A 24,369-nucleotide genomic window follows, 5' to 3' on the forward strand; every position below is an offset into this window, starting at 1 on the left:
TTACCCCTTGGAGGGGTGTTATGGAGTACGACTATGTGATCGTCGGGGCGGGCTCGGCCGGTTGCGTGCTGGCCGGCAAGTTGTCGGAGGACCCCGGCATATCGGTGGCGCTGATCGAGGCGGGCGGCAAGGACGACAAGCTCGAGATCAAGATGCCCGCCGGCTTCGCCAAGCTGTTCAAGACCGAGTACGACTGGAACTACACCACGGCCAAACAGAGCGAGATGTCCGGCCGGGAGCTGTACTGGCCGCGCGGCCGCGTGCTGGGCGGTTCGTCCTCGCTCAACGCCCAGATGTGGGTGCGCGGCTGCCAGCAGGACTACGACCAGTGGGGCGTCCCCGGCTGGGCGTACGACGACGTCCTGCCGTACTTCACGCAGGCCGAGCACCGCGTCGGCAGCAACGTGGGCGGCGTCTACGGCACCTCGGGCCCGCTCTACGTCTCCGAGCTGCGCAGCCCCAACGTCACCACCGCCGCCTTCCTCGCGGCCTGCGAGGAGCTCGGCTACACCCGGCTCAAGGAGCTGAACGGCCGCTCCAACGAGGGCTACTGCCCCACCCCCGTCACCCAGAACCGCGGCAGGAGATGGAGTTCGGCCGACGCCTACCTGCGCCCGGCGATGTCGCGGCCCAACCTGCGCGTGTTCACCGACACCACCGTGGACCGGGTCACGTTCGACGGCAGGCGCGCCACGGGCATCGAGCACAGCGGCGGCGCCCCGATCAGGGCCCGGCTGGAGGTCGTGCTGGCGGCCGGGGCGATCGGCTCGCCGTACCTGCTGATGCGCTCCGGCGTGGGCGCGCCCGACGAGCTGCGCGACGCCGGGGTGCCGATCGTGCACGAGCTGCCCGAGGTCGGCAAGAACCTCCAGGACCACCTCTCGACCGGCGTGTACGTCGAGTGCAAGCAGCCGGTGACGCTGACCAAGGCCGAGTCGATCCCGAACCTGCTGCGTTACATCGTCCTGCGCTCCGGCATGCTCACCACGAACGTCGGCGAGGCCGTCGCCTTCATCAGGACCTCCGACGAGGAGCCCGCGCCCGACATCGAGCTGATCTTCGCGCCGGGGCCGTTCATCGACCACGGCCTCACTCCGCCCACCGGTCACGGCCTCACCGTCGGGGTCGTGCTGCTGCAGCCGGAGAGCCGCGGCAGGATCGGGCTCAGCGGCAGGGACGTGGTGATCGACCCCGGCTACCTGACGGCGGAGGCCGACGTCAAGCGACTGGTCGCGGGGCTGAAGGCGGCCAAGCACGTGTTCGCCACCTCGGCGATGAAGCCGTACGCGGGCGGGCCGATGGAGCCGTACTGGGGGCCGGAGAGCGACGACGAGCTGGCCCAGTGGGTGCGCGAGCGCGGCGAGACCCTCTACCACCCGGTCGGCACCTGCCGGATGGGCGTGGACGAGGAGTCGGTCGTGGACCCGGAGCTGCGCGTGCGCGGCGTCGAGGGGCTGCGGGTCGTGGACGTGTCCGTCATGCCCAGGCTGAACCGCGGCCACACGCACGCCCCCGCCGTCATGATCGGCGAGAAGGGGGCCGACCTGATCAGGGCCACCAAGCCGTCCTGACCGGAGTCGCCGAGCCGTCCTGATCGGGGCCGCCTTGCCGTCCTGATCGGGCCGCCGGCCATCCTGACCCGGGAGCTACCAAGCCGTCCCGGTCAGGCCACCAAAACCGTCCTGATCAGGGGTGAAAGCCGCTGACCAGGGCCGCCACCCCTTGACGTAAGTGGTCACTTGCGTAGGCTTCTTGGGTATGACGATGCCCGCGGACCTCGACCTGTCGCAGATCCCGTTCTGGGGGCGGTCGCAGGCCGAGCGCGTGGAGGCCTTCCGCAGGCTGCGCGAGCTGGGCCGCCCGGTGTTCGTGCCGGAGCAGGCGGTGCCGTTCATCGGCGGCGGCCCCGGCTACTACGCCCTGGTGCGCCACGCCGACGTGACCGAGGCCAGCAGGAACGCGGCCGTGTTCAGCAGCGAGCCGTGCTCCAACAGCATCCCCGACATGCCGCGCTGGCTGAGCGTCTACTTCGGCTCGATGATCAACATGGACGACCCGAGGCACGCCAGGTTACGGCGGATCGTCTCCCGGGCGTTCACGCCGCGCATCCTGGCGAAGATGGAGGAGGACCTCGCGCGGGCCGCCGAGGAGATCGTGGACCGGGCCATCGAGGAGGGGCCCGGCGACTTCGTGACGCAGGTGGCCGCCCGCCTGCCCGTACGGGTCATCTGCGACATGATGGGGATTCCCGCGAAATTTCATGACATGGTGTTGCGGCGGACCAACGTCATCCTCGGCAACGCCGACCCCGAGTACACCGGGATCGCGCCCGAGTTCAGCCGCGTCAACGTCGCCCGCGGCCTGGCCAGGCTGCTGCACGCCGGCTACTCGCTCAACCGGCTGGCCGCCCGCCTGGGCGACGAGCGGCGCAGGCGGCCCACGGGCGACCTGGTCAGCCTGCTGGTCAACGGCGACGAGCGGCTCACCTCCCAGGAGCTGGGCTCGTTCTTCATCCTGCTGGTGGTGGCGGGCAGCGAGACCACGCGCAACGCCGTCGCGTACGGGCTCAAGCTCTTCACCGACCACCCCGAGCAGCGCGCGCTGCTGCTGGAGGACTTCGACCGGCGCATCGTCGGGGCCTGTGACGAGGTGGTGCGCTACGCCACGCCGGTGATCCAGTTCCGCCGCACGCTGACGCGGGACCATGAGATGAACGGCATGGCGTACAAGAAGGGTGACAAGGTGCTGCTCTTCTACAACTCCGCCAACCGCGACGAGTCGGTGTTCGCCGATCCCGACACCTTCGACATCACCCGTGACCCCAACCCGCACGTCGGCTTCGGCGGGCCGGGGCCGCACTACTGCCTGGGCGCCCACCTGGCGCGCAGGGAGATGACGGTGATGTTCAGGGAGCTGTTCACCCGCCTGCCGGAGATCAGGTCGGTGGGGGAGCCGGACTTCCTGCTGTCCAACTTCATCAACGGGATCAAGCACCTGCGGTACACGTTCTGAGCCGGTCCGGGCGGGAGGCGGCGTGCTAGGTTGCGCAGCTATGGAGATCAGGACTGTCCACGCGAACGGCGTGGAGTTCGCGTATCTGTCATTGGGCGAGGGGCCGCTGGCGCTGTGCCTGCACGGCTTCCCCGACACCGCGCACACCTGGCGCCACCTGATGCCCGCGCTGGCCGGGCGCGGCTACCGCGCGGTCGCGCCGTTCATGCGCGGCTACGCGCCCACGGAGGTCCCGGCCGACGGCGCGTACGAGGGCGCCGCGCTGGTCGCCGACGTGCGCGCGCTGCACGAGGAGCTGGGCGGCGGCGAGGACGCCGTGGTGATCGGCCACGACTGGGGCGCCTTCCCCGCCTACGCCACCGCCGGGCGCTTCCGCGCGTCCGTGGCGCTCGCGGTGCCGCCGCCGGACGCGCTGGCGAGCACGTTCCTGCGGTACGACCAGCTCAAGCGCTCGTTCTACGTCTTCCTCTTCCAGACGGCGCTGGGCGAGCCGGCCGCCGCGACGCCCGGCTTCATCGAGGGCCTGTGGCGCGACTGGTCGCCGGGGTACGACGCGGAGGAGGACGTGGCGTTCGTCCGGCGCAGCCTCGGCGACCCGGCCAACCTCGCCGCCGCCATCGGCTACTACCGGGCCATGCTCGGCACCACGCCGCCCTCCGGCCGCCACCCGGCCGTCGAGCGCGCCGTCACGGGCCCCGTCCTCTATCTGCACGGCGCGCGCGACGGCTGCATGAGCCCCGACGTGGTCAAGGACGCGCTCGCCCACCTGCCCGAGGGGTCGCGAACCGAGCTGGTGGCCGACGCCGGCCACTTCCTCCACCTGGAACGCCCGGCCGAGGTCAACCGGCTGATCCTCGACTGGCTGGGCCCGGCGTCGTAGATTTTCTCCGACCGCGTACGTACGGCGTACGTCGCACCCATTGACGTAAGTGGTCACTTGTTTCGATGATGGCCTCATGAGCGTCCTGGACTTCGACCTGTCGGAACGCGACTTCTGGGCCAAGCCCATGAACGAGCGCGAGGAAGCGTTCGAGCGGTTGCGCGCGCGTGACACCCCGGCCTTCTTCGAAGAGATGGAGATGGCGTACGCGCCCAAGGGCCCCGGCTACTACGCGCTGGTCAAGCATGCCGACATCCTGGAGGCCAGCCGCAACCCCGAGATCTTCTGCTCCGGCGACGGCGGCGCGACGAACATCCCCGACATGCCGGCCGAGTTCGCCGAGTACTTCGGCTCCATGATCAACATGGACGACCCCCGCCACGCCCGGCTGCGCAGGATCGTCTCCCGCGCCTTCACGCCGAAGATGATCAAGCAGTTCGAGGCCGACGTCGAGGCGGCGGCCGCCGGCATCGTGGACGACCTGCTGGCCAAGGGCCCCGGCTGCGACTTCGTGACCGAGGTGGCCGCGCGCCTGCCCCTGAAGATCATCTGCGACATGATGGGCATTCCGGAGCGCGACTACCAGTTCGTCTTCGACCGTTCCAACGTCATCCTGGGCGGCTTCGACCCCGAATACACCGGCGGTGACCTCAGCCAGCTCGCCGAGCGGCTGCTCAACGCCGGCATGGAGCTGCAGCAGCTCGTGCAGGACCTCGCCGCCCACCGCGCCGACCATCCCACGAGTGACCTGACCTCGTCGCTGGTCAACGCCAACATCGACGGCGAGCGGCTGACCATGCAGGAGCTGGGCTCGTTCTTCATCCTGCTGGTCGTGGCCGGCAACGAGACCACCCGCAACGCCATCTCCTACGGCCTGCGCCTGCTCACCAAGAACCCCGACCAGCGCGCGCTGTGGCTGGAGGACATCGACGGCCGCGCCCCCGGGGCCGTGGAGGAGATCGTCCGGCTGGCCTCCCCGGTCAACTTCATGCGCCGCAAGGTCACCAGGGACTTCGAGATGAACGGCCACCTCTACCCCAAGGGCCGCAAGGTCGTGCTGTTCTACTGGGCCGCCAACAGGGACGAGGCCGTCTTCGCCGACCCGCGGCGCTTCGACATCACCCGCCACCCCAACCCGCACGTCGGCTACGGCGGCCCCGGCCCGCACTTCTGCCTCGGCGCGCACCTGGCCCGGCGCGAGATCACGGTGATGTTCCGTGAGCTGCTGCGCCGGGTGCCGAACATCGAGGGCGGCCGGCCGGACCGCCTGCACTCCAGCTTCATCAACGGCATCAAGCACATGGAGTGCACCTTCTGAGCGGGTGGATCAGCCCTGTCTCCTCGTTTCCCGCTGCCGCCCCTCGGCCGGCCGGGTGCGGCCGATCAGCATGCCGCGCCCGTCCGGGGTGAGCGCCGAGGCAGTGGTCTCGTCTCCCGAAGCCACGACCCGGCTGGCCGAGAGGGTGGTGCAGGCGGCGGTCGTGTCCAGGACCCGAGCCTCGGACTTGACCACCGGTGACGGGACCCGGCTCGCCTACAGTCTCGACGGCAAGGTGTGCGGCCAGGGGAAAACGTTGCGCTTCTGCCCCGGGGCCCGGCTCACGGTCGTCGACCTGCCCGCGGGAACGCGAAAGACGGTCGATTTCACCGTGCCGCGGCTGACTCCCATGGCTTCGGCGATCTCCGCCTCGGACAGGTCGAGGTAGTAACGCAACACCACGGCTTCTCGCTGCCGGCGGGGCAGGGCGCGTACTGCCTCCGACACCTCCCGGCGCGTCTCTCCGAGCAACGTGGCAGCCTCCGCCGACCGGGAGGGCGTCTGCCGCTCGCCGGTGAACCTGCTCATGAGGGACCGGCGCCGGTGAACCATGCGGCATCCGTTCACCACGCTCGCCCGCAGGTAGGGAAGGACGCGATCAGGGTGGCTCAACCGGCTCCACCGGCGGTGCAGTGCCGCGAAGGCGTCCTGGACGACGTCCTCGGCCGTTTCCTGATCGCCGACCAGCAGGAACGCCAGCCGGACCAGGCCCAGCCGCTGGGTCAGGAACAGGTCGGCCACGACGGCCTCGTCCATGGCCGCGGCAGGTGGCACTCCCTGCGGCGGTGGCGCCGGTTCTCCCACCGCTCGTTGAGTCGCGAATCGCATACTTCTTCCATGCAGACTCGCTGTCCAGGTTGCTTTCTGAGACGGAAGTCACACCCGCGGTGGCGGCGGGCCGGCCGCGGGGGCCGGCCCGGGTCAGGACTGGGTGCCCAGCCTGATCTGGTTCATCACCACGCGGATGTCCGGCAGGAGCTGCTTGCTCTCCTCCGGGATCGACATGTAGACGATGGCCGGCACCTCGCCGCCGGTGTTCACGGCCATCGTCACGATCGTCGCCTTCTCGGTGTCGGAGGTCAGCGAGTACGCGATCAGCCGCCCCGTCTGGTCGCCCACCTTGATCGCCTGCTGGGCGATCTTGCGGACCTTGTTGTCGGCCGGGAAGAACCGCTTGCGGGCGCTCAGCACGACCTGCTTGATGACCGGCTCCAGGTTGTCCGGCTCGTAGTACGAGGCCAGCCGCGGCGACAGCGGCCCCGACATGAGCTGGGCGTACTTCTGCGGCGCCACCTGCACGTACTGGCGGGTCTCGAACGCGTAGGTGTTCTTGACCGTGGGGCGCTCGTCGAGCTGCCACGTGCCGCCCAGGCGCGGCACCGTGATCCCGGCGGCGGCGTCCGGCACCCGGCCGATCACGGTCGAGGCCTTGCCCGGGTATTTCGGCAGCGGGCCGATCGTGGTCGAGCTCTTGGTGGTGCTCGCCTTGGGCGCGGTGGTGGCGGGCCCGCCCGCGAGGTTGGCGCTGGACGGCTCCTCGCCGGCCAGCGGGCCCCACAGGAACGCCCACAACAGCGCGGCGACCAGCGCGATCGCGACGGAGCCGCCGAGCGCGTAGATCCAGATGGGCTTGCCCGACCCTTCGTCGTCGAGCCCGTCCTGGTCGCCCATGGCCTGGTAGTCGTCGCCGAACACGGTGTTCCAGAGCTCCTGCTGCCGCTCGGGCGGCGGGGTGCGGGAGCCGCTGATCTGGCCCGCCGTGACGAACCGGTTCTGCGGATCGGAGGGGTCGCGGCTCAGGTTGGAGCCGGGGCGGGCGGCCTGGTCGTCGCCGGTGGGCGTGTCGGTGTGAGCAGAGTCCATGGAGGTGGAGGGGACCGCGCGGTCGTTGAGGAGCTTGTCCTGGTGGTGGGCGTACGTGACCGTACGCTCGTCGGCCGGATGGCTCTGGGGGGCGGGGTTCTGGGGCGGGGTGTTCTGGGACGGAATGTTCTGGGACGGGGGGTTCTGGGGCACGTGACTCTGGGGGGCTGGGTTGTGCGGCGCTGAGTGGTGAGGTGCGGGGTTCCGGGGCCCGTGGTCCTGGGGCGGGAGGTTCCGGGGCGCCCGGTTGTCGTGGGGCGGCGCGTCCTGCGGCGGGCCGCCGGCCGGGCGCTCCTGGTCGGGGGGGGGCGCCGGGCCGGCGTAGACCGCCGTACGCTCGGCCGCCGCCTCGGACGGGGGCCAGGGGGCGGGGCTGGACAGGTTCGACCAGGCGCCGGGGGTGGGCACGGGCGGCTGCGCCCACGCCGGGACCGGGTCGGGCACGGGCGGCTGCCCCGGGGACGGCCGTCCCTGGGGCAGCGGCTCCCCCTTGCCGGACGCCTCCGGCCAGGAGACGGGCACATCGGCGGGAACGGGGCCCGGCCAGGAGGCCCGGACGTCGGGGGAGGAGGCCGCGTCCGGCCAGGAGGCGCGGACGTCGGGGGAGGAGGACGTCTCGGGCCACGCGGCCCGCCCGTCCTGGCGGCCCGCGCGGGCCGCGCCCGGCGGCTCGGGCCAGGAGGGGTCCTTGCGCGGCGGCTCCGGCCAGGACGGCTCGGGGCGGGCCTGGGGCGGCTCGGGCCAGGAAGTGGGCACCTCGGCCGAGGGGGCGTCGGGCCAGGAGGGAGAGGCGTCCCGGCGGGGCGCCTCCGGCCAGGAGGATGGCGGATGAGGTCCGGAATTCTCCGTTGCCATTGCGGCCGGCCCTCCCGAGGTTATGTCCGGATGTCCCGTTATATCCGGATTTGACGTCTCACGCATGATCTCATGGGATTTTCCAGGAGATCGAGGTGGTTCCGCAGCGAAACGAGCGAAGCCATGCGGATCGGTGGGCGGATCCTGCGACGGCAGGTCACCTTCCGGTCGATCATGCTCAGCTGGGGATACCACGGCGACAAGGCTATTCTTCTGGGACGAATGAGGTCACAACGGATACATCACCATCAGGTCTCACCGGACCCGAAGCCTCCATTGTGCCCGCGTCCCTCGATCCAGTGCCTGCGTTCAGTCGAAGAGGTGCGCTAGGCTTGACACATGCGTTCCGCGACCCTGCTTCTTAGCGGGCCGCGACGGCCCTGAAGGTCTCGCCGTCGCGGCTCCACCCCTCGTTGTGTGCACGAGGGGTTTTCTTATGGGTCCGAGTCAAGCCAGAAGGACAGTAGCCGTGAGTGAGTACGATCCGCAGGCGCTGCAGGCCAAGTGGCAGCAGCGATGGGAGGAGCAGGAAACCTATCGGGCGAGCGAGGACGCCGCGGACACCCGCGAGCGCCGCTACATGCTCGACATGTTCCCCTACCCGTCCGGCGACCTGCACATGGGCCATGGCGAGGTGTTCGCCATCGGCGACGTCGTCGCGCGCTACTGGATGCAGCAGGGCTACAACGTCCTGCACCCGATCGGCTGGGACTCCTTCGGCCTGCCCGCCGAGAACGCCGCGATCAAGCGCAACGCCCACCCGGCCGAGTGGACCTACGCCAACATCGAGACGCAGGCCACCTCGTTCCGCCGCTACGGGATCTCCTTCGACTGGTCGCGCCGCCTGCACACCAGCGACCCCGACTACTACCGGTGGAACCAGTGGCTGTTCATCCGCTTCTTCGAGCGCGGCCTGGCCTACCGCAAGGGCGGCCTGGTCAACTGGTGCCCCAACGACCAGACGGTGCTGGCCAACGAGCAGGTCGTGGCCGGCAAGTGCGAGCGCTGCGGCGCCGACGTGGTGCGCAGGGAGCTGACGCAGTGGTACTTCAAGATCACTGACTACGCGCAGCGCCTGCTGGACGACATGGACCAGCTGACCGGCTGGCCCGAGCGGCTGCTGACCATGCAGCGCAACTGGATCGGCCGCTCCGAGGGCGCCGACGTGCTGTTCCGGATCGAGGGCCGCGACGAGCCGGTCCACGTCTACACCACGCGCCCCGACACGCTCTACGGCGCCACGTTCTTCGTCGTCGCCGCCGACGCCAAGCTGGCCGAGGAGATCGTCACCGACGAGCAGCGCCCGGCGTTCGAGGCCTACCGCGCCGAGGTCGCCAAGCTGAGCGACATCGAGCGGCTGGCCACCGACAAGGAGAAGACCGGCGTCTTCCTGGGCCGCTACGCGATCAACCCGGTCAGCGGCGAGCGCATCCCGGTCTGGGCGGCCGACTACGTGCTGGCCGACTACGGCCACGGCGCGATCATGGCCGTGCCCGCCCACGACCAGCGCGACCTCGACTTCGCCCGCAAGTTCAACCTGCCGGTGCGGGTCGTCGTGCACACCGGCCTGGCCGACCCGGGCGAGACCGGCGAGGCCACGCCCGGCGAGGGCACGCTGGTCAACTCCGGCCCGCTGGACGGCCTGACCAAGGCCGAGGCCATCGCCAGGATCATCGAGATCCTGGAGGCCGACGGCAGGGGCGCGGGCGCGGTCAACTACCGGCTGCGCGACTGGCTGCTGTCGCGCCAGCGCTTCTGGGGCACGCCGATCCCGATCATCCACTGCCCCGACTGCGGCGAGGTGCCCGTCCCCGACGAGCAGCTGCCGGTCACGCTGCCCGACATGCGCGGCGAGGCGCTGGCGCCCAAGGGCGTCTCCCCGCTGGCCAGCGCCACCGACTGGGTCAACGTCGCCTGCCCCAAGTGCGCCGGCCCGGCCAAGCGCGACACCGACACGATGGACACGTTCGTCGACTCGTCGTGGTATTTCCTGCGTTACTGCTCGCCCGGCTACACCGACGGCCCGTTCGACCCCGAGCAGGTGCGCAAGTGGGGCCCGATCGACCAGTACGTCGGCGGCATCGAGCACGCCGTGCTGCACCTGCTCTACTCCCGCTTCTTCACCAAGGTCCTGCACGACATGGGCCTGCTCGACTTCACCGAGCCGTTCCTGCGCATGCTCAACCAGGGGCAGGTCATCAACGGCGGCAAGGCCATGTCGAAGTCCCTGGGCAACGGCGTGGACCTGGGGCAGCAGATCGACGACTTCGGCGTCGACGCCGTACGCCTGACGATGATCTTCGCCGGGCCGCCGGAGGACGACATCGACTGGGCCGACGTCTCGCCGGCGGCCTCGCAGAAGTTCCTGGCCCGCGCGCTGCGCGTGATGTCCGAGGTCACCAGCGAGCCGGGGGTCGCCTTCGACGGCGGCGACGCCGACCTGCGCAAGGTGACCCACCGCACGATCGACGAGGTCACCAAGCTGATCGACTCGCAGCGCTTCAACGTGGCGGTGGCGCGCATGATGGAGCTGACCTCGGCCGCCCGCAAGGCCATCGACGGCGGCCCCGGCGCCGCCGACCCGGCCGTGCGCGAGGCCGCCGAGACGCTGGCGATCATGCTGTCCCTGGTGGCCCCCTACACCGCGGAGGAGGGCTGGGAGCGGCTGGGCCGCACCGGGTCCGTCGCCTTCGCGGGATGGCCGGTCGCCGAGCCCGCGCTGCTGGTGCGGGAGTCGGTCACCTGCGTGGTGCAGGTGGCGGGCAAGGTGCGCGACCGGCTGGAGGTCTCGCCCGAGATCACCGAGGAGGAGCTGCGGGCGCTGGCCCTGGCCTCCGACAAGGTCGCCCCCTACCTCCAGGGCATGCCGCGCAAGGTGATCGTCAGGGCGCCGAAGCTGGTCAACATCGTCCCGTAGCCGCCGGCCCGGCGCCTGCCGGTCGCCCTCGTCCCGCGGGCGCGGGTCCGGCGCGTGCCGGTCACCGTCGGCCCGCGAGCGCCGCCCCGGCGGCGCGGCGCGTCACAGCTCGCGCAGGGCCGGCAGCAGCTCCTTCTCCGCCCACTCGAAGAAGGGCTGCTGCTGGTCGTGCCCGATCTGGACGAGCGCCACGTGCGTGTAGCCCGCCTCGGCGAACTTCCGCACGCCCTGCACGACGGCGTCCACGTCGTCGCCGCACGGCACGCTCTGGGCCACGTCCTCCGGGCGCACGGTGCCGGCCGCGGCGGCGAAGTTCACCGGTCCGGGCAGCTCGGCCATCACCTTCCAGCCGCCCACGCTGGACCAGCGCCACAGCTCGTGGGCGCGCCGCTTGGCGGCCTCGGCGTCGGTGTCGTAGGCGATGGGGAGCTGGCCGTAGACGGGCTTGCCCTGGCCGCCGGCCGCGTTGAACTGCCGCACCACGTCCGGCATCGGCTCGTTGATGACCAGCACGTCGCCGTACTCGGCGGCCAGCTCGGCCGACTGCCCGCCGGAGGCGGCGATGCCGATGGGGACGGGGCGTTCGGGCAGGTCGTACAGCTTGGCCGAGTCCACGTCGAAGAACTCGCCCTGGTGGGTGACGTACTCGCCGCTGAAGAGCTTCCTGATGATCTGGACGGCCTCGGCGAACATCCGGTGCCTGGTGTCCACGGGAGGCCAGCCCTGGCCGATGACGTGCTCGTTGAGGTTCTCGCCGGAGCCGAGGCCCAGGGTGAACCGGCCCTGGCTGAGCACGCCCATGGTGGCGGCCTTCTGCGCCACCACGGCCGGGTGGTAGCGCATGATGGGGCAGGTCACGTACGTCATGAGGGGCAGCCGCTCGGTGACCTGGGCCGCGGCTCCGAGCACCGACCAGCAGTAGGGCGAGTGGCCCATCTCCTCGATCCACGGGAAGTAGTGGTCGGAGATGACGGCGTAGTCGAAGCCGAGCCGCTCGGCGGCCGCGGCGTAGTCGACGAGCTCGCGGGCCGGGGTCTGTTCGGACATCAAGGTGTAGCCGATTTGTACCATGCGTCCCGGCTACCCGGCTTTGTCCACATTAGCGGCCAAAGAGCGAAGATCAATGTTGGCGGCGCTCGCGCAGCTCCTCCACGACCAGGCCCAGGCCGATGCCGAGCAGCCAGACGTCCTTGGCGACGCCCAGGCCCTGCTGCGTGGGCCGCAGGCCGCCCTCCTCGCGCATCCCCGGCGTCCTGAGGTACAGGCCGAGCAGCCCCGCCGCGAACCCGGTCAGCGCCGCCCCCGCCAGCAGCGAGGGCACGAACGGCGCCAGCAGGGCCGCCCCGAGGGCGATCTCCCCCTTGGACATCAGCCGGACGAACGTGGCCGGCTTCACGCACCTCAGGAACGGATAGGGGGTCGTCGCCATGCCGTGCAGGTGCGCGGCCGTCTCCTCGTCTGCGGCGGCCTTGCCCAGCCCGGAGTTCAGGATGACGGCGGCGGCAGACAGCCGGGGCGGCATTTGGTGAAGACGCGCGAAGATCCTCATTTTTCCTCATTAATAGTGCGAAAGCGGGCGTTGGTCTCCTTCCCCGCTCCTACCCCTGCATCCCGGACCTGGCCTTTTCCTGGGTAGCGCACGTCCGCCGGCGGAGGAATTCTTGGGCCGTTCTTGGTCTCGCGGTTTAGTGTGCAGCTGTGGCAAACGGCGCATACCTGAGATACCCGCACCTGCACGGTGACCTGGTCACCTTCGTCGCCGACGACGACGTCTGGCTGGCACCCCTGAGTGGCGGAAGGGCCTGGCGGTTCACCGCCGACCGCGTACCCGTGTCGCATCCGCGCTTCTCCCCCGACGGCGGCCGGATCGCCTGGGACAGCGGCAAAGAAGGCGCCCGCGAGGTGTTCGCGGCCGAGATCGACGGCGGCGAGGGCGAGCGGCTGACCTACTGGGGCGACGGCACGACCTCGGTCCGCGGATGGACGGGCGACGGCGACGTGCTCGCGGTCAGCGCGACCGGCCAGGGCTCCAGCTCCCGCCGCTGGGCGTACGCGGTGCCGCTCGACGGGAGCGCGGCGACCCGGCTGCCGTACGGCTGGGTGAGCGACGTGGCGGTCAGCGGCGCCAAGGTCGCCACCGTGTCGTCGATCTGGCGCGAGCCCTCCCAGTGGAAGCGCTACCGCGGCGGCACGGCGGGCAAGATCTGGGTCGACGCCGCCGGCGACGGCGAGTTCACCAGGCTGTTCGCCGACAGCCGGGCACAATACTGGTCGGTGAGCTGGGCCGGCGACCGGCTGGTCTTCCTGTCCGACGAAGACGGCACCGGCAACGTCTACTCCGCCCTGCCCGACGGGTCCGATCTGCGCAGGCACAGCTCCCACGAGGAGTTCTACGCCAGGCACGCCACCAGCGACGGCGAACGGGTGATCTACTCCCACGCCGGTGACCTGTGGCTGCTGGAGAGCCTCGACGCGGAGCCGTACCGGCTGGACGTGCGGCTGGGCGGGCCGCGGCCGGGGCGGGCCAGGCGGCCGGCGCCGCTGCGGGCGGGCGGCTTCTCGCCCGACGCGACCGGGCGGGCCAGCGCGGTCGAGATCCGCGGCACCGCGCACTGGGTGACCCACCGCGACGGGCCCGCCGGCGTGCTGCGCGCCGAGCCGGGCGTGCGCGTACGCCTGCCGCGGGTCCTCGACGCCGACGGCAAGGCCGTGTGGGTGTCCGACGCCGGCGGCGAGGACGCGCTGGAGATCGGCACCCCCGGCGGCGAGGTCAGGACCCTGGCCGCCGGGCGGCTCGGGCGGGTGCTGGAGCTGGTCGCCGCGCCCGACGGCAAACACGTGGCCGTGGCCACCCACGACGGGCGGCTGCTGGTGGTGGACCTGGCCTCGGAGAACGTCCGCGAGCTCGACCGCACCACGCAGGGCGACATCAGCGGGCCGGCGTTCTCGCCCGACTCCGGCTGGCTGGCCTGGGAATACCCGCACGACCTGCGGCTGACGCAGATCAAGATGGGGCGGGTGGACGGCACCTCGGTGATCGAGGTCACGCCGGCCCGGTTCATCGACTACGACCCCGTCTTCACCAAGGACGGCAAGCACCTGGCGTTCCTGTCGGTGCGCACCTTCGACCCGGTCTACGACGCGCACGTCTTCGAGCTGTCCTTCCCCTACGGGTGCCGGCCGTACATCGTGCCGCTGCAGGCCACCACGCCGTCGCCGTTCGACCCCTCCCTCCAGGGGCGCGGGTTCAATGGCGAGGACGACGGCCCCGCCAAGGGCGAGAAGAAGGACGATGAGCCGCCGCGCACCGAGGTGGACCCCGAGGGGATGGCCGCCCGCATGGTGCCCGTGCCGGTGCCCGCCGGCCACTACGCCAACCTGCGCGCCGCGAAGGACGCGCTGCTGTGGCTGCGCCATCCGATCGCGGGCCGGCTCGGCGACGGCACCGAGCAGAACGGCGACGTCGTGCTGGAGCGCTACGACCTGAAGAAGCGCTCGAAGGCCGAGCTGGGCAAGGAGGTGCGCAGGTTCGAGGTCAGCGGCGACGGCACCCGGCTCGTGCTCAACGGCAAGAACGGCCTGCAGACTCGCGCCGCCGGCGAGAGCGACGAGGTCGTCACCATCGACCTCGACCGGATCAGCGTCCAGATCGACCCGGTCGCCGAGTGGCGGCAGAGCTTCCGCGAGGCCGGACGGCTCATGCGCGACCACTTCTGGCGCGCCGACATGAACGGCGTGGACTGGCAGGCGGTGCTCGACCGCTACGAGCCGCTGGTCGAGCGCATCGGCTCGCACGCCGAGCTGGTCGACCTGCTCTGGGAGACGCAGGGCGAGCTGGGCACCTCCCACGCCTACGCCTACGGCAACGGCCCCGGCGTCGATCCGCGCCGCCGCCAGGGGCTGCTCGGCGCCGACCTGACCAGGGACGCCGACGGGGTGTGGCGGGTCGCGCGCATCCTGCCCGGCGAGTCCTCCGACCACGCCGCCCGCTCGCCGCTGCTCGCGCCCGGCGTCGCGATCCGCCCCGGCGACGCCATCCTCGCCGTGGGCGGCCGCCCGGTCGATCCCGTACGCGGCCCGCTGGCCCTGCTGGCGGGCACCGCCGACCAGCCCGTCGAGCTGACCGTGCGACACGCCTCCGGCGGCGACGTGCGCCGGGTCGTGGTCTGCCCGATCGCCGACGAGACGCAGCTGCGCTACCACGACTGGGTGGAGGACCGGCGGGCGCACGTCAGGCGGGCCTCGGCCGGCCGGCTGGGCTACCTGCACGTCCCCGACATGGCGGCTCCCGGCTGGGCGCAGTTCCACCGTGACCTGCGCACCGAGATGGCCTGCGACGGGCTGATCGTGGACGTGCGGGAGAACGGCGGCGGCCACCTGTCGGAGCTGGTGCTGGAGAAGCTGTCGCGCAAGGTCACCGGCTGGTCCCTGGCGCGCGGCTACGAGCCGATGCCCTACCCCCACGACTCGCCGCGCGGGCCCGTGGTGACGATCGCCGACGAGTTCGCGGGCTCCGACGGCGACATCGTCAGCGCGGGCATCAAGAACCGCGGGATCGGGCCGCTGGTGGGCACCCGGACCTGGGGCGGGGTGATCGGCATCGACCTGCGCTACTCGCTGGTGGACGGCACCGTGGTCACCCAGCCCCGCTACTCCCACTGGATGGAGGGGCCGGGCTGGGGCATGGAGAACTACGGCGTCGACCCCGACGTCGAGGTGGTGATCACGCCGCAGGACCGGGTGGCCGGGCGCGATCCCCAGCTCGACAAGGCGATCGAGCTGGCGCTGGCGGCGCTCGACGAGCACCCGCCGGCCACGCCGCCGGAGCTGCCGCCGCTGCCCTGATCACAGCGGCGCGCCGGACAGGCGGGTGAGGATCTCGTCGAGGATGGCCTCGGTGGTGGCGAAGTTGAGCCGGACACACCGCTCGCCGCCGGGGCCGAAGCTCGCGCCGTCGTTCAGCCGGACCCTGGCCTCGCGCTCGATCACCTCCGCCATGCCCGGCCGCCCGACGTCCAGCCAGGCCAGATACGTCGCCTCGGGCACGCGATAGCCGAACGCCTCCGGCAGGCGGGCGGCGATCGCGTGCCGGTGGCGGTCCAGCAGCGCCACGGTCTCCGCCAGCCAGGCGTCACCGTGCCGCCAGGCCGCCACCGTCGCCTCGACGCCGAAGACGCTGGGGGAGCCGTACACGAAGGGCGGCTGCGCGTTCAGCGCCGCGCGCACGCCCGGATGGCCGAGGTGGGCGACCGAGCAGCGGATGCCGCCCAGGTTGAACGCCTTGGTGGCGGAGGTGAGCGTGACCGTGCGGCCGGGCAGGATCGTGGCGAACGGGATGTGCCGGTGCGGCCCGTAGACCAGGTCGGCGTGGATCTCGTCGGAGATCACCAGCAGGTCGTGGCGTTCGGCGTGCTCGGCCAGCTCGGTCAGCTCGGCCAGGGTGAACGCGCGGCCGGTCGGATTGTGCGGGTTGACCAGCAGGAGCACCCGGCAGCCGGACAGGTCGGGCACCTCGAAGCGCCAGGTGCCGCCGTCCGGCTCCATCCGGATGGGGCGCAGCGGGCGCTCCATGAGGTCCAGCGTGTCGAGGAACGGGTGATAGGCCGGCACGTGCACGGCCACCCCGTCGCCGGGCTCGGTCCAGAGCTGGAGGAGCACCTGGAGGGCCTGGTTGAGGTCGTTGAACGGACGCACCAGCCCCGGGTCGGCCCGCCAGCCGAATTTGCCGGCCATGCGCTCGGCGAACGCCTCGGCCAGCGGGCCGCCCGTCGGGTCCAGCAGCCAGGCCGGGTAGCCCAGGTCGCCATCGGCCCGGCGGCGCAGGACGTCGGCCACGGCGGGCGCGGTGGGCAGGTCCATGTCGGCGACCCAGGCGGGGATGACGTCCGGCTCGACCGCCGCCCACTTCAAACCATCATGCGTGGATTTAAGAGTTAAAGGGGTGTATGCGTCGTTCACTCGGCCATTCTAGGATTCGGCAATGTGATGAGGCGGCGGCGCGGATTATGGCAGGCTGGGCGGCCATGACGCCCCACCCGAAGATCGATGCGATTGTCGAGACCTACCTCTCCGTGGCCGACGCGGAGGCTCCCGGGCTGGTGGAGGGGCTCTATCTGGAGGGCTCGGCGGCCCTGGGCGACTACCGGCCCGGCACGAGCGACGTCGACTTCGTCGCCGTGACGGCCGGGCCGCCGCCCGCCGCGGTGCTCGAACGCATCCACACCCGGATGGGCGCCCACCCCTTCGAGGGCGTCTACCTCACCTGGGACGACCTGGGCCACGACCCCGCCGGGCTGGGCGAGCGCCCGCGCGCGCGGGCCGGGCGGCTCGTCCGGCGGGGCGGCCTCGACCCCGTCACCTGGCACACGCTGGCCCGCCACGGGCTGGTCTGCCGGGGGCCGAAGCCCTCGGAGCTGAAGATCTGGAACGATCCCGCCGCCCTGGCCGCCTGGACCGACCGCAACCTCGACCTCTACTGGCGCCGCCTGGTCGTCCGCGCCTCCCGCCCGTTCACCCCGTGGGGGCTGACCTGCCTGGGCGGGTACGGCGTCGTGTGGGTGGTCACCGGTGTGGCCCGCCTGCACTACACGCTGGCGACCGGGGAGATCACCTCCAAGACGGGGGCGGCGCGGCACGCGCTGGAGGTCTTCCCCGAGCGGTGGCACCGCGTGCTGAACGAGGCGCTGCGGCTGCGCGAGGAGGACACCGCCACGCCGGCCCTGCCGGGCGTGATCGCGGGGCTGGGCGACCACTTCGGGACGCCGCGGCGGTCGTTGTACGGCTCGCCGGTCGAGCGCAGGCGGGACGTGACGGGGTTCGGGGAGGCGGCGATCAGGGCGGGGCACGAGCTGTACGCCTCGCGTTGACCCTGATGTGCCATGTCACCCTGCACCAGTGGAGGGATTGACGGGCCGTCCTCTGCCGGGGTACGAATGCCGGCGAACGCCTTTTCACCGCCCCACCTTCCGGCGCGGTGAGATGTTAACGCTAACATCGCGGAGGGCCGCTGGATGCGTACCCGTTCGAGCGTCATGAGGGCGCTGAGCCTGTTGAGGACCCGGGTGGCGCTGCCCGCCGCCGTCCTCGTCCTCGTCGTGAGCGGAGTCGTGAGCGGCGTGGTGAGCGGCGTCGTGGCGGGCCCGGTCACGGCCGCGCACGCCGCCGGGCCGGCGCCGCACTACCTGATGACGGCCTTCACCAACGCCAGCGAGTCCAACATGTACGTCTACGACTCCTTCGACGCCACCGGCTACCACCTCGTCCGGGCCAACGCCTACACGCCGCCGTCCGGGCTGATCCGCGACCCCAGCGTGATGCGGCACACCGACGGCTACTACTACCTCGTCCACACCACCGGCTGGACCGGCGACACCATCGGCTTCGCCCGCAGCGCCGACACCGTGAACTGGACGTTCCTGCGCACCGTGACCGTCGGACTGAACGGCGCCACCGGCAGCACCTGGGCGCCCGAGTGGTTCAAGGACTCCGACGGCAGCGTGCACGTGATCTACTCGGCGTCCGCGACGGGCACCGCCGGGCAGTTCCGGCCGTACCGGATCACCGCGACCAACGGCGCGCTGTCGTCCTGGAGCGCCCCGGCGCCGCTGGGCATCCCGGCCAACTACATCGACAGCTTCGTGGTCAAGACCGGCTCGACGTACCACAACTTCCTGAAGAACGAGACGACCAAGTACATCGAGCACGCCACCGCCCCCTCGCTCACCGGGCCGTGGACCTTCACCGGCACCGGCAACTGGGCGGGCTGGGGCTCGGGCCTGGAGGGGCCGGCGCTGACGCGGCTGCCCGACGGGCGGTGGCGGATCTACTTCGACAACTACACCGGCGGGCGCTACTACTACGCCGACAGCGCGAACCTGTCGGCGTTCGGGGCCAAGGTCGAGATGGCCGGCCTGTCCGGGACGGCCCGGCACTTCACCGTGCTGCGCGAGGACGTCGGCGACACGACCGCCGTGCCCACCGGCAACCGGTCGCTGCGCTCGGCCAACTTCCCCGACCGGTACGTGCGCCACCGCGCCGGCCTCGCCTACCTCGACCCGCTGTCGGCCGCCGGAGCCCTGGCCGACCGCCAGTCCGCCACGTTCACCGTCACGGCCGGGCTGGCCCACTCCGGCTGCTACTCCTTCCGGTCGGCCACCCAGCCCGGCTACTACCTGCGCCACTACAACCTGCGGCTGACCCTGCAACGCGACGACGGCTCGGCGATCTTCAAGGGCGACGCCACGTTCTGCGGGCGGACGGGGCCGGCGGGCGGGGGCACGACCTCGTTCGAGTCCTACAATCTGCCCGGGCGTTACCTGCGGCACTACAACTACGAGCTGCGGCTGGACCTGCGGGCCTCGGACTCCGTGTTCGCCTCCGACGCTTCGTACACGGTCACCTCGCCGCTGGCCTGACCGTCTCTCGCGATCTCATGGAAGTCTCGTGGAAGGACCCCGATGCCCCCACACCCCCCTCGGCCCGGCGTGATCCGTCCGGCGCGCCCGGCCGCCCTCCGGCGGGCGGTCGTCCTCGCCCTGCTCGCTACGCTCCTCACCGTGACCGCCAACCTCCTGCCGCCGGGGGCCGCGCACGCCTCCCCGGCGGTGCAGTACACCAATCCGCTGGCCGCGCAGCGCGCCGACCCGCACATCTTCCGCCACACCGACGGCTACTACTACTTCACCGCGACGGTCCCCGAGTATGACCGCATCGTGCTGCGCCGGGCCACCACCATCGCCGGCCTGGCCACCGCGCCCGAGAGCGTCATCTGGCGCAAGCACGCCACCGGTGAGATGGGCGCGCACATCTGGGCGCCGGAGATCCACTTCATCAACGGCAAGTGGTATGTCTACTTCGCCGCCGGCCGGGCCGACGACGTGTGGCGCATCCGCATGTATGTGCTGGAGAACGCCGCCGCCAACCCCCTGACCGGCTCCTGGACCGAACGCGGCCGGATCACCACCCCCTGGGACACCTTCTCCCTCGACGCCACCACGTTCGTCGCCGGCGGCGTGCGGTATCTGCTCTGGGCGCAACAGGAGCCCGGCATCGCGACCAACTCCAACCTGTACATCGCGCGGATGGGCGCCGACCCGTGGACGATCACCGGCGCCACGACCCGGCTCACGGTGCCCACCCTGGCCTGGGAGACCCGGGGGTACAAGGTCGCGGAAGGGCCCTCGGTGCTGCAGCGCAACGGGCGTCTCTTCCTGACCTACTCGGCCTCCGCCACCGACGCGAACTACTGCCTCGGCCTGCTGACCGCCTCCGCCGGCGCGGACCCGCTGCGGGCGTCGTCGTGGACCAAGAGCCAGAGCCCCGTCTTCACCAGCAACGCCGCCACCAGCCAGTACGGGCCCGGCCACAACTCCTTCACGGTCTCGGAGGACGGCCGGAGCGACCTGCTCGTCTACCACGATCGCGCCTATCGGGACATCTCCGGTGACCCGCTGAACGATCCGAACCGGCGCACCCGGGTGCAGAAGGTGTACTGGCGCTCCGACGGCACGCCCGACTTCGGCATCCCGGTGGCCGACGGTCCCACGCCGGTGCGGCTGATGTCGTACGACACGCCGGGGGCGGCCGTACGGCACTGGAGCTACCGCGCCAGGCTGGAGGCGGACGTGACGCCGCTGGCGGACTCACAGTTCAGGCTGGTGGCCGGGCTGTCCGGGTCGGGCACCGTGTCCCTGGAGTCCACCAACTTCCCCGGGTACTACCTGCGGCATCGCAACCACGAGGGCTGGGTGGAGCGGCGGGACGGAACGGCCCTGTTCGACGCGGACGCCACCTTCGTACGGCGCGCCGGGCTGGCGGGGAGCGGGACCGTGTCGCTGGAGTCGGTCAACTTCCCGGGGTACTACCTGCGGCATCGGGGCGGTCAGGTGTGGGTGGAGCGGGACGACGGGTCGAGCGCTTTCCGGGGAAGCGCCAGCTTCATCCTGGAGTGAGAAGGCGGCCCGGCGCGATCCCCTTCGTGGTGACACGTCAATCCGTGGTGACACGTCAATCCGTGGTGACACGTCAATCCGTGGTGACACGTCAATCCGTGGTGGCGCGCGGTCCGTGACGGAGCCAGGAACCCGGGGAACCGGAAAGAGGGCACCTGAACCTCACAGAACCGGGGAACCCGGGGACCACGGACCCGGGAACCCCGGGGAACCGGGCAATCGAACACCAGGGAGCCGGGAACCGGAGGGCGAGGAACCCGAGGGCCGCGGCGCCAGGAACCCGGGGAACCGGGAGCAGGGCAGCTGAACCCCAGAGGACCGGGGACCCGGGGGACCACGGACCCGGGAACCCGGGAACCCGGGAACAGGGCACCTGAACACCAGAGGACCAGGGAACCGGGGGTCGGGGAGTTGAGGACGTTCGGATCTCTGGGGTGTGTTGGCGCGCGCCGACTCGCGGCGCGGGCGGTTGGACGCGCGCCCGAGCCCTCGGTGATCCCCCGGCTACAGCCGGCGCAGGACCGCTACGACCTTGCCCAGGACGCTCGCCTCGTCACCCGGGATGGGTTCGTAGTTGGGGTTGTGGGGGACAAGCCAGACGTGGCCGTCCTTGCGCTTGAAGGTCTTGACCGTAGCCTCGCCGTCGATCATGGCGGCCACGATGTCGCCGCTCTCCGCCACCGGCTGCTGGCGCACGACCACCCAGTCACCGTCGGCGATGGCGGCCTCGATCATCGAGTCACCGGCGACCTGCAGGAGGAACAGGGTGCCCTCACCGACGAGCTGCTTGGGCAGGGCGAAGACGTCTTCGACGCTCTCCTCGGCCAGGATCGGCCCACCGGCGGCGATGCGGCCCACGAGCGGGACGTAGGCGGCCGTGGGCCGGTTGACCGGGGACTCGTCGTTGGCGCCGTCGGGGTCGACCCAGAGCACAGGCTCGCCCGGGAGGCGGACCTCCAGCGCGCGCGGCCGGTGCGGGTCGCGGCGCAGGTAGCCCTTGCGCTGTAGCGCGGTGAGCTGGTGCGACACGCTGGACGTGCTGGTCAGGTGCACCGCCTCGCCGATCTCGCGCATGGACGGGGGGTATCCGCGCTGCTGCACCGAGTCGCGGATCACTTCGAGGATCTTGCGCTGCCTGGGCGTCAGGCCCAGGGAGTCTCGCCGACGCACCGCGAGGTCGCTGACCCCGTTTGCGTCATCCCGCTCGGTCATGCTCTTCCTCCTCGCCTGGCGGCCCGCCTCACCGGCGAACCTCCCGGTCCGTGGTCCTGATGTCGCACACAGCGACCGTATCGCTGTTGAAGATCATCTTCAAACAATTGTTCGAGTCTTCCTCGAAATTGTCGCCAGCGTGGTGTACAACATCGTACGGGAGTTCGATCGACACCGTGTTCGATTTGCTGATCTTTATTTGGCCTTTCCTCAGGCCACACGGCAGGAGGTCAACCATGCGAACGCCCACAAATACGGACACGACCAGCGAAGACGTCAAGCGCCTGACGCTGATCGCCGAAGCCACGCAGAGTAACGATCGACGGGGAGACAATACGCGCGCGGGGGCCTCTGTTCGAGGGAATTCCGGCAAGAGGTTGGGGCCCCGTTCGAGTGATGGCAGAAGATCCCATTTGCGCCTCGTCCCGCCACCACGCGGAGGCGATGAGGCCGATCCGGACGACACTCCGCCTCCGGCCCGGCCGGTCCGGGCCGAGGACGTGCCGAGTCCCGATGACGACCACGCGACACGCCGCAAACGCCTATCACTCGCAAACCCCAACAACCGAGACGACACGCCCGAAGGGCGCCCGAGCCGGCCCGAGCCCCCTCCGAGGGAGAGGCGCAGGGAGGCCGCCGCCCGAGGAGGGAGGACCCGCAGAGAGCCGAGCGGAGAGACCGCCCAAGGGGACCCGCTCCGGAGAAACGAGCTCCAGGGGGAGACCATCCGGCGCGGGAAGGGCGGAGGCGAGACCGCCCGAGAAGTGAGGGCCCAAGGGGAGGGGGCCCGGGGGGAGACGGGCCGGGAAGGCGTGAGAGGACACGGGGACCGGGGGGAGCTGGGCCGGGAAGGCGTGAAAGGCGACGGGGGCCGAGGGGAGATCGTCCGGGAAGAGGCCGTCCAAGAGGGCGGAGGCCGAGGGGAGAAGGGCCGGGGGAGGCCGAGCCGGGGCGTAGGGGCTCGCTGGGCGAGGGTTTGGGGCAGGAGGCTCAGAAGGGGGACCCTGCGACGGGGCGCGGCGCGGGAGGACGGCCCGAAGGGGGAGAAGGCGCGCGGGGCGGGAAACGCAAGATCGGGGGATGATGCTTTGAGCCGGACGCAAGGGGTGCGATCGCCGGACGGCAGTGCGGGCCGGCCGGGCGGTGCCGGGCCGAGGGCGGTGCCACCGAGGCGAGTGGCCGCACCTTCCGCCATGCGGAGAGGCGGCTCCTCCTCCCGGCGTGGCGTTCCCGCGGAACGAGGAGACCTTTCCTCGCGCCGGAGGGAGGCCGTTTCCCGACGGCGAGACGGTGATTCCCTCGGGCGGGGCGGCGGTTCCTCACCTGGGCAGGGAAGCTCGCCCAGGCGGCGGGGCCGTCCGTCTCTCGGACAGGGCAGTTCCGCGTCCGTGAGAGGCAGCTCCACTCCCACGCGGGGCGGTTCCTTCTCCGGACGGAGCGGTTCCTCTGCCGGACGGCGCCGGCCCGCTCTCGGGCGAGGGGGTCCTTCTCCCCGGCAGGGCGGTTCCTCCCGGGAACAGGGCAACGCGCCTCTGCGGTTGACCAGGAGAGGACGGATCGTGCTGGTGGTGGCCGTGGCGTTGCTGTCGCTGGGCGGGTTCTGGCTCGGCACGCAGGCCGCCGGACACGCGGCGGTGCGCGTCGTGGTGGCGAACCACACCGGATTGCCGTGGGTCGAGGTGCATCAGGGGGACACGTTGTGGAAGATCGCTGACGCGCTCTCCCAGGGGGATGACACGGGTGCGCTCGTCGAGGAGATCAAGCGGTTGAACGGCCTGTCCGACTCCCTGATCCGCCCGGGCGCCCGGCTCTACGTCCCCAAGGACACGACGGCCTTACGACGCTGAGGGCCCAGCGACACGAGGGCCTTGCGGGTGGGGTCAACGATGCGACGACCTTGCCGCTGGGGTCAGGGACAGGACGCCTTACGTGGGGCTCAGGGAGACGACGCCTTACGGCTGGGGATGACATGGGCTTTCGCGGTCGGGGACGGCCAAGGTCAGTCCAGTTGAAGTGGATCAACGCTCCCGTCCCGCCCTGCCTGTCTCGGCGAGCGTCGCTGGCGTAGGAGAATCCACCACCTCACGGAACGTCCCCCTGGGACCGGAAAGTCCTCCCCGAGTTGGTGCGTCATCCCTGCCCAGGGAGGTCCTCCCTGGGCAGGGAGGTGGTCCTCCCTGGGCAGGGATATCCCTCCTGGAGTAGGACGTCCTTACCTGTGACCGGAATGTCTCGTCGGCACGCCTTCATCGGGGCCGGGGCCCGGTTGCGTCCACGGGAGTGGTGTACGAGTTTGACCTGGTCAAGAGGCGTGGCGTCGTGAAATGAAGACGGCCATCGAGTGATCCTTCGAGTAGCTAGA

16 protein-coding genes are annotated in these 24,369 nt (G+C 71.1%); 10 read left to right on the forward strand and 6 right to left on the reverse strand.

Features of this window, described 5'->3' with window-relative positions; genetic code table 11:
- The first annotated feature begins 20 nt into the window (after positions 1-20).
- The 4 genes from IO39_RS30185 (at position 21) to IO39_RS30200 (ending at position 5,210) form a co-directional block, all read left to right on the forward strand.
- Complete coding sequence (locus IO39_RS30185; protein ID WP_043630076.1) at positions 21-1,571, forward strand: GMC family oxidoreductase; 1,551 nt, start codon at positions 21-23, stop codon at positions 1,569-1,571.
- A gap of 187 nt (positions 1,572-1,758) precedes the next feature.
- Positions 1,759-3,012, forward strand: a complete 1,254-nt coding sequence (locus tag IO39_RS30190; RefSeq protein ID WP_043630078.1) for a cytochrome P450 — start codon at positions 1,759-1,761, stop codon at positions 3,010-3,012.
- 40 nt (positions 3,013-3,052) lie between these two features.
- Positions 3,053-3,892, forward strand: a complete 840-nt coding sequence (locus IO39_RS30195) for an alpha/beta fold hydrolase (RefSeq protein WP_043630080.1) — start codon at positions 3,053-3,055, stop codon at positions 3,890-3,892.
- A gap of 76 nt (positions 3,893-3,968) precedes the next feature.
- Entirely contained in the window at positions 3,969-5,210 is a 1,242-nt protein-coding gene (locus IO39_RS30200) for a cytochrome P450 (protein WP_043630081.1), read from the forward strand.
- Positions 5,211-5,426: 216 nt separating this feature from the next.
- Here IO39_RS30200 and IO39_RS30210 read toward each other — a convergent pair whose 3' ends face one another.
- Both IO39_RS30210 and IO39_RS30215 read right to left on the reverse strand, forming a co-directional pair.
- Positions 5,427-5,966 carry an RNA polymerase sigma factor gene (locus IO39_RS30210; RefSeq protein ID WP_084773736.1) on the reverse strand — a complete coding sequence of 180 codons (540 nt, stop codon included), beginning with the start codon at positions 5,964-5,966 and terminating at the stop codon, positions 5,427-5,429.
- Positions 5,967-6,131: 165 nt separating this feature from the next.
- Positions 6,132-7,829: a hypothetical protein gene (locus tag IO39_RS30215; protein ID WP_157549066.1), complete on the reverse strand. Its 1,698-nt coding sequence runs from the start codon at positions 7,827-7,829 to the stop codon at positions 6,132-6,134.
- A gap of 535 nt (positions 7,830-8,364) precedes the next feature.
- Between IO39_RS30215 and leuS the strand changes: the two genes are divergently transcribed.
- The gene (gene leuS, locus IO39_RS30225; protein ID WP_043630088.1) at positions 8,365-10,845 is read left to right on the forward strand and encodes a leucine--tRNA ligase; all 2,481 of its coding nucleotides are present in this window, start codon (positions 8,365-8,367) and stop codon (positions 10,843-10,845) included.
- A gap of 102 nt (positions 10,846-10,947) precedes the next feature.
- Here the strand turns inward: leuS and IO39_RS30230 are convergent, their stop codons facing one another.
- Complete coding sequence (locus tag IO39_RS30230; RefSeq protein ID WP_043630091.1) at positions 10,948-11,916, reverse strand: TIGR03557 family F420-dependent LLM class oxidoreductase; 969 nt, start codon at positions 11,914-11,916, stop codon at positions 10,948-10,950.
- 49 nt (positions 11,917-11,965) lie between these two features.
- Positions 11,966-12,394, reverse strand: coding sequence for a hypothetical protein (locus IO39_RS30235; protein WP_043630092.1), 429 nt, complete (start codon positions 12,392-12,394; stop codon positions 11,966-11,968).
- Positions 12,395-12,543: 149 nt separating this feature from the next.
- On the opposite strand from IO39_RS30235, the gene IO39_RS30240 reads away from it, so the two are divergent.
- The gene (locus IO39_RS30240) at positions 12,544-15,690 is read left to right on the forward strand and encodes a S41 family peptidase (RefSeq protein ID WP_043630094.1); all 3,147 of its coding nucleotides are present in this window, start codon (positions 12,544-12,546) and stop codon (positions 15,688-15,690) included.
- Here the strand turns inward: IO39_RS30240 and IO39_RS30245 are convergent, their stop codons facing one another.
- Entirely contained in the window at positions 15,691-16,755 is a 1,065-nt protein-coding gene (locus tag IO39_RS30245) for a MalY/PatB family protein (protein WP_245642373.1), read from the reverse strand.
- Positions 16,756-16,868: 113 nt separating this feature from the next.
- Between IO39_RS30245 and IO39_RS30250 the strand changes: the two genes are divergently transcribed.
- The 3 genes from IO39_RS30250 (at position 16,869) to IO39_RS30260 (ending at position 20,795) form a co-directional block, all read left to right on the forward strand.
- Positions 16,869-17,711, forward strand: coding sequence for a nucleotidyltransferase domain-containing protein (locus tag IO39_RS30250; protein ID WP_052423554.1), 843 nt, complete (start codon positions 16,869-16,871; stop codon positions 17,709-17,711).
- 144 nt (positions 17,712-17,855) lie between these two features.
- Positions 17,856-19,259: a glycoside hydrolase family 43 protein gene (locus IO39_RS30255; protein ID WP_084773738.1), complete on the forward strand. Its 1,404-nt coding sequence runs from the start codon at positions 17,856-17,858 to the stop codon at positions 19,257-19,259.
- A gap of 141 nt (positions 19,260-19,400) precedes the next feature.
- A complete protein-coding gene (locus tag IO39_RS30260) occupies positions 19,401-20,795 on the forward strand; it encodes a family 43 glycosylhydrolase (RefSeq protein WP_211267222.1) in 1,395 nt (464 codons plus the stop codon).
- A 504-nt stretch (positions 20,796-21,299) separates the two neighbouring features.
- On the opposite strand, the gene lexA is transcribed toward IO39_RS30260, so the two are convergent.
- Positions 21,300-22,007, reverse strand: coding sequence for a transcriptional repressor LexA (gene lexA / locus IO39_RS30265; protein ID WP_043630101.1), 708 nt, complete (start codon positions 22,005-22,007; stop codon positions 21,300-21,302).
- Positions 22,008-23,566: 1,559 nt separating this feature from the next.
- On the opposite strand from lexA, the gene IO39_RS56170 reads away from it, so the two are divergent.
- Positions 23,567-23,854 (forward strand): LysM peptidoglycan-binding domain-containing protein, encoded by a 288-nt coding sequence (locus tag IO39_RS56170; protein WP_052423555.1) that lies wholly within the window; start codon positions 23,567-23,569, stop codon positions 23,852-23,854.
- Positions 23,855-24,369 lie beyond the last annotated feature (515 nt).

The organism is Nonomuraea candida (assembly GCF_000725485.1).
GTDB classification, from domain to species: domain Bacteria; phylum Actinomycetota; class Actinomycetes; order Streptosporangiales; family Streptosporangiaceae; genus Nonomuraea; species Nonomuraea candida.

Bases quoted from the DNA above. Each gene is read 5' to 3' on its own strand.
- IO39_RS30185 (WP_043630076.1), top strand. From the start codon at position 21: ATGGAGTACGACTATGTGATCGTCGGGGCGGGCTCGGCCGGTTGCGTG.
- IO39_RS30190 (WP_043630078.1), top strand. From the start codon at position 1,759: ATGACGATGCCCGCGGACCTCGACCTGTCGCAGATCCCGTTCTGGGGG.
- IO39_RS30195 (WP_043630080.1), top strand. From the start codon at position 3,053: ATGGAGATCAGGACTGTCCACGCGAACGGCGTGGAGTTCGCGTATCTG.
- IO39_RS30200 (WP_043630081.1), top strand. From the start codon at position 3,969: ATGAGCGTCCTGGACTTCGACCTGTCGGAACGCGACTTCTGGGCCAAG.
- IO39_RS30210 (WP_084773736.1), bottom strand. From the start codon at position 5,966: ATGGACGAGGCCGTCGTGGCCGACCTGTTCCTGACCCAGCGGCTGGGC.
- leuS (WP_043630088.1), top strand. From the start codon at position 8,365: ATGGGTCCGAGTCAAGCCAGAAGGACAGTAGCCGTGAGTGAGTACGAT.
- IO39_RS30230 (WP_043630091.1), bottom strand. From the start codon at position 11,916: ATGGTACAAATCGGCTACACCTTGATGTCCGAACAGACCCCGGCCCGC.
- IO39_RS30235 (WP_043630092.1), bottom strand. From the start codon at position 12,394: ATGAGGATCTTCGCGCGTCTTCACCAAATGCCGCCCCGGCTGTCTGCC.
- IO39_RS30250 (WP_052423554.1), top strand. From the start codon at position 16,869: ATGACGCCCCACCCGAAGATCGATGCGATTGTCGAGACCTACCTCTCC.
- IO39_RS30255 (WP_084773738.1), top strand. From the start codon at position 17,856: ATGCGTACCCGTTCGAGCGTCATGAGGGCGCTGAGCCTGTTGAGGACC.
- lexA (WP_043630101.1), bottom strand. From the start codon at position 22,007: ATGACCGAGCGGGATGACGCAAACGGGGTCAGCGACCTCGCGGTGCGT.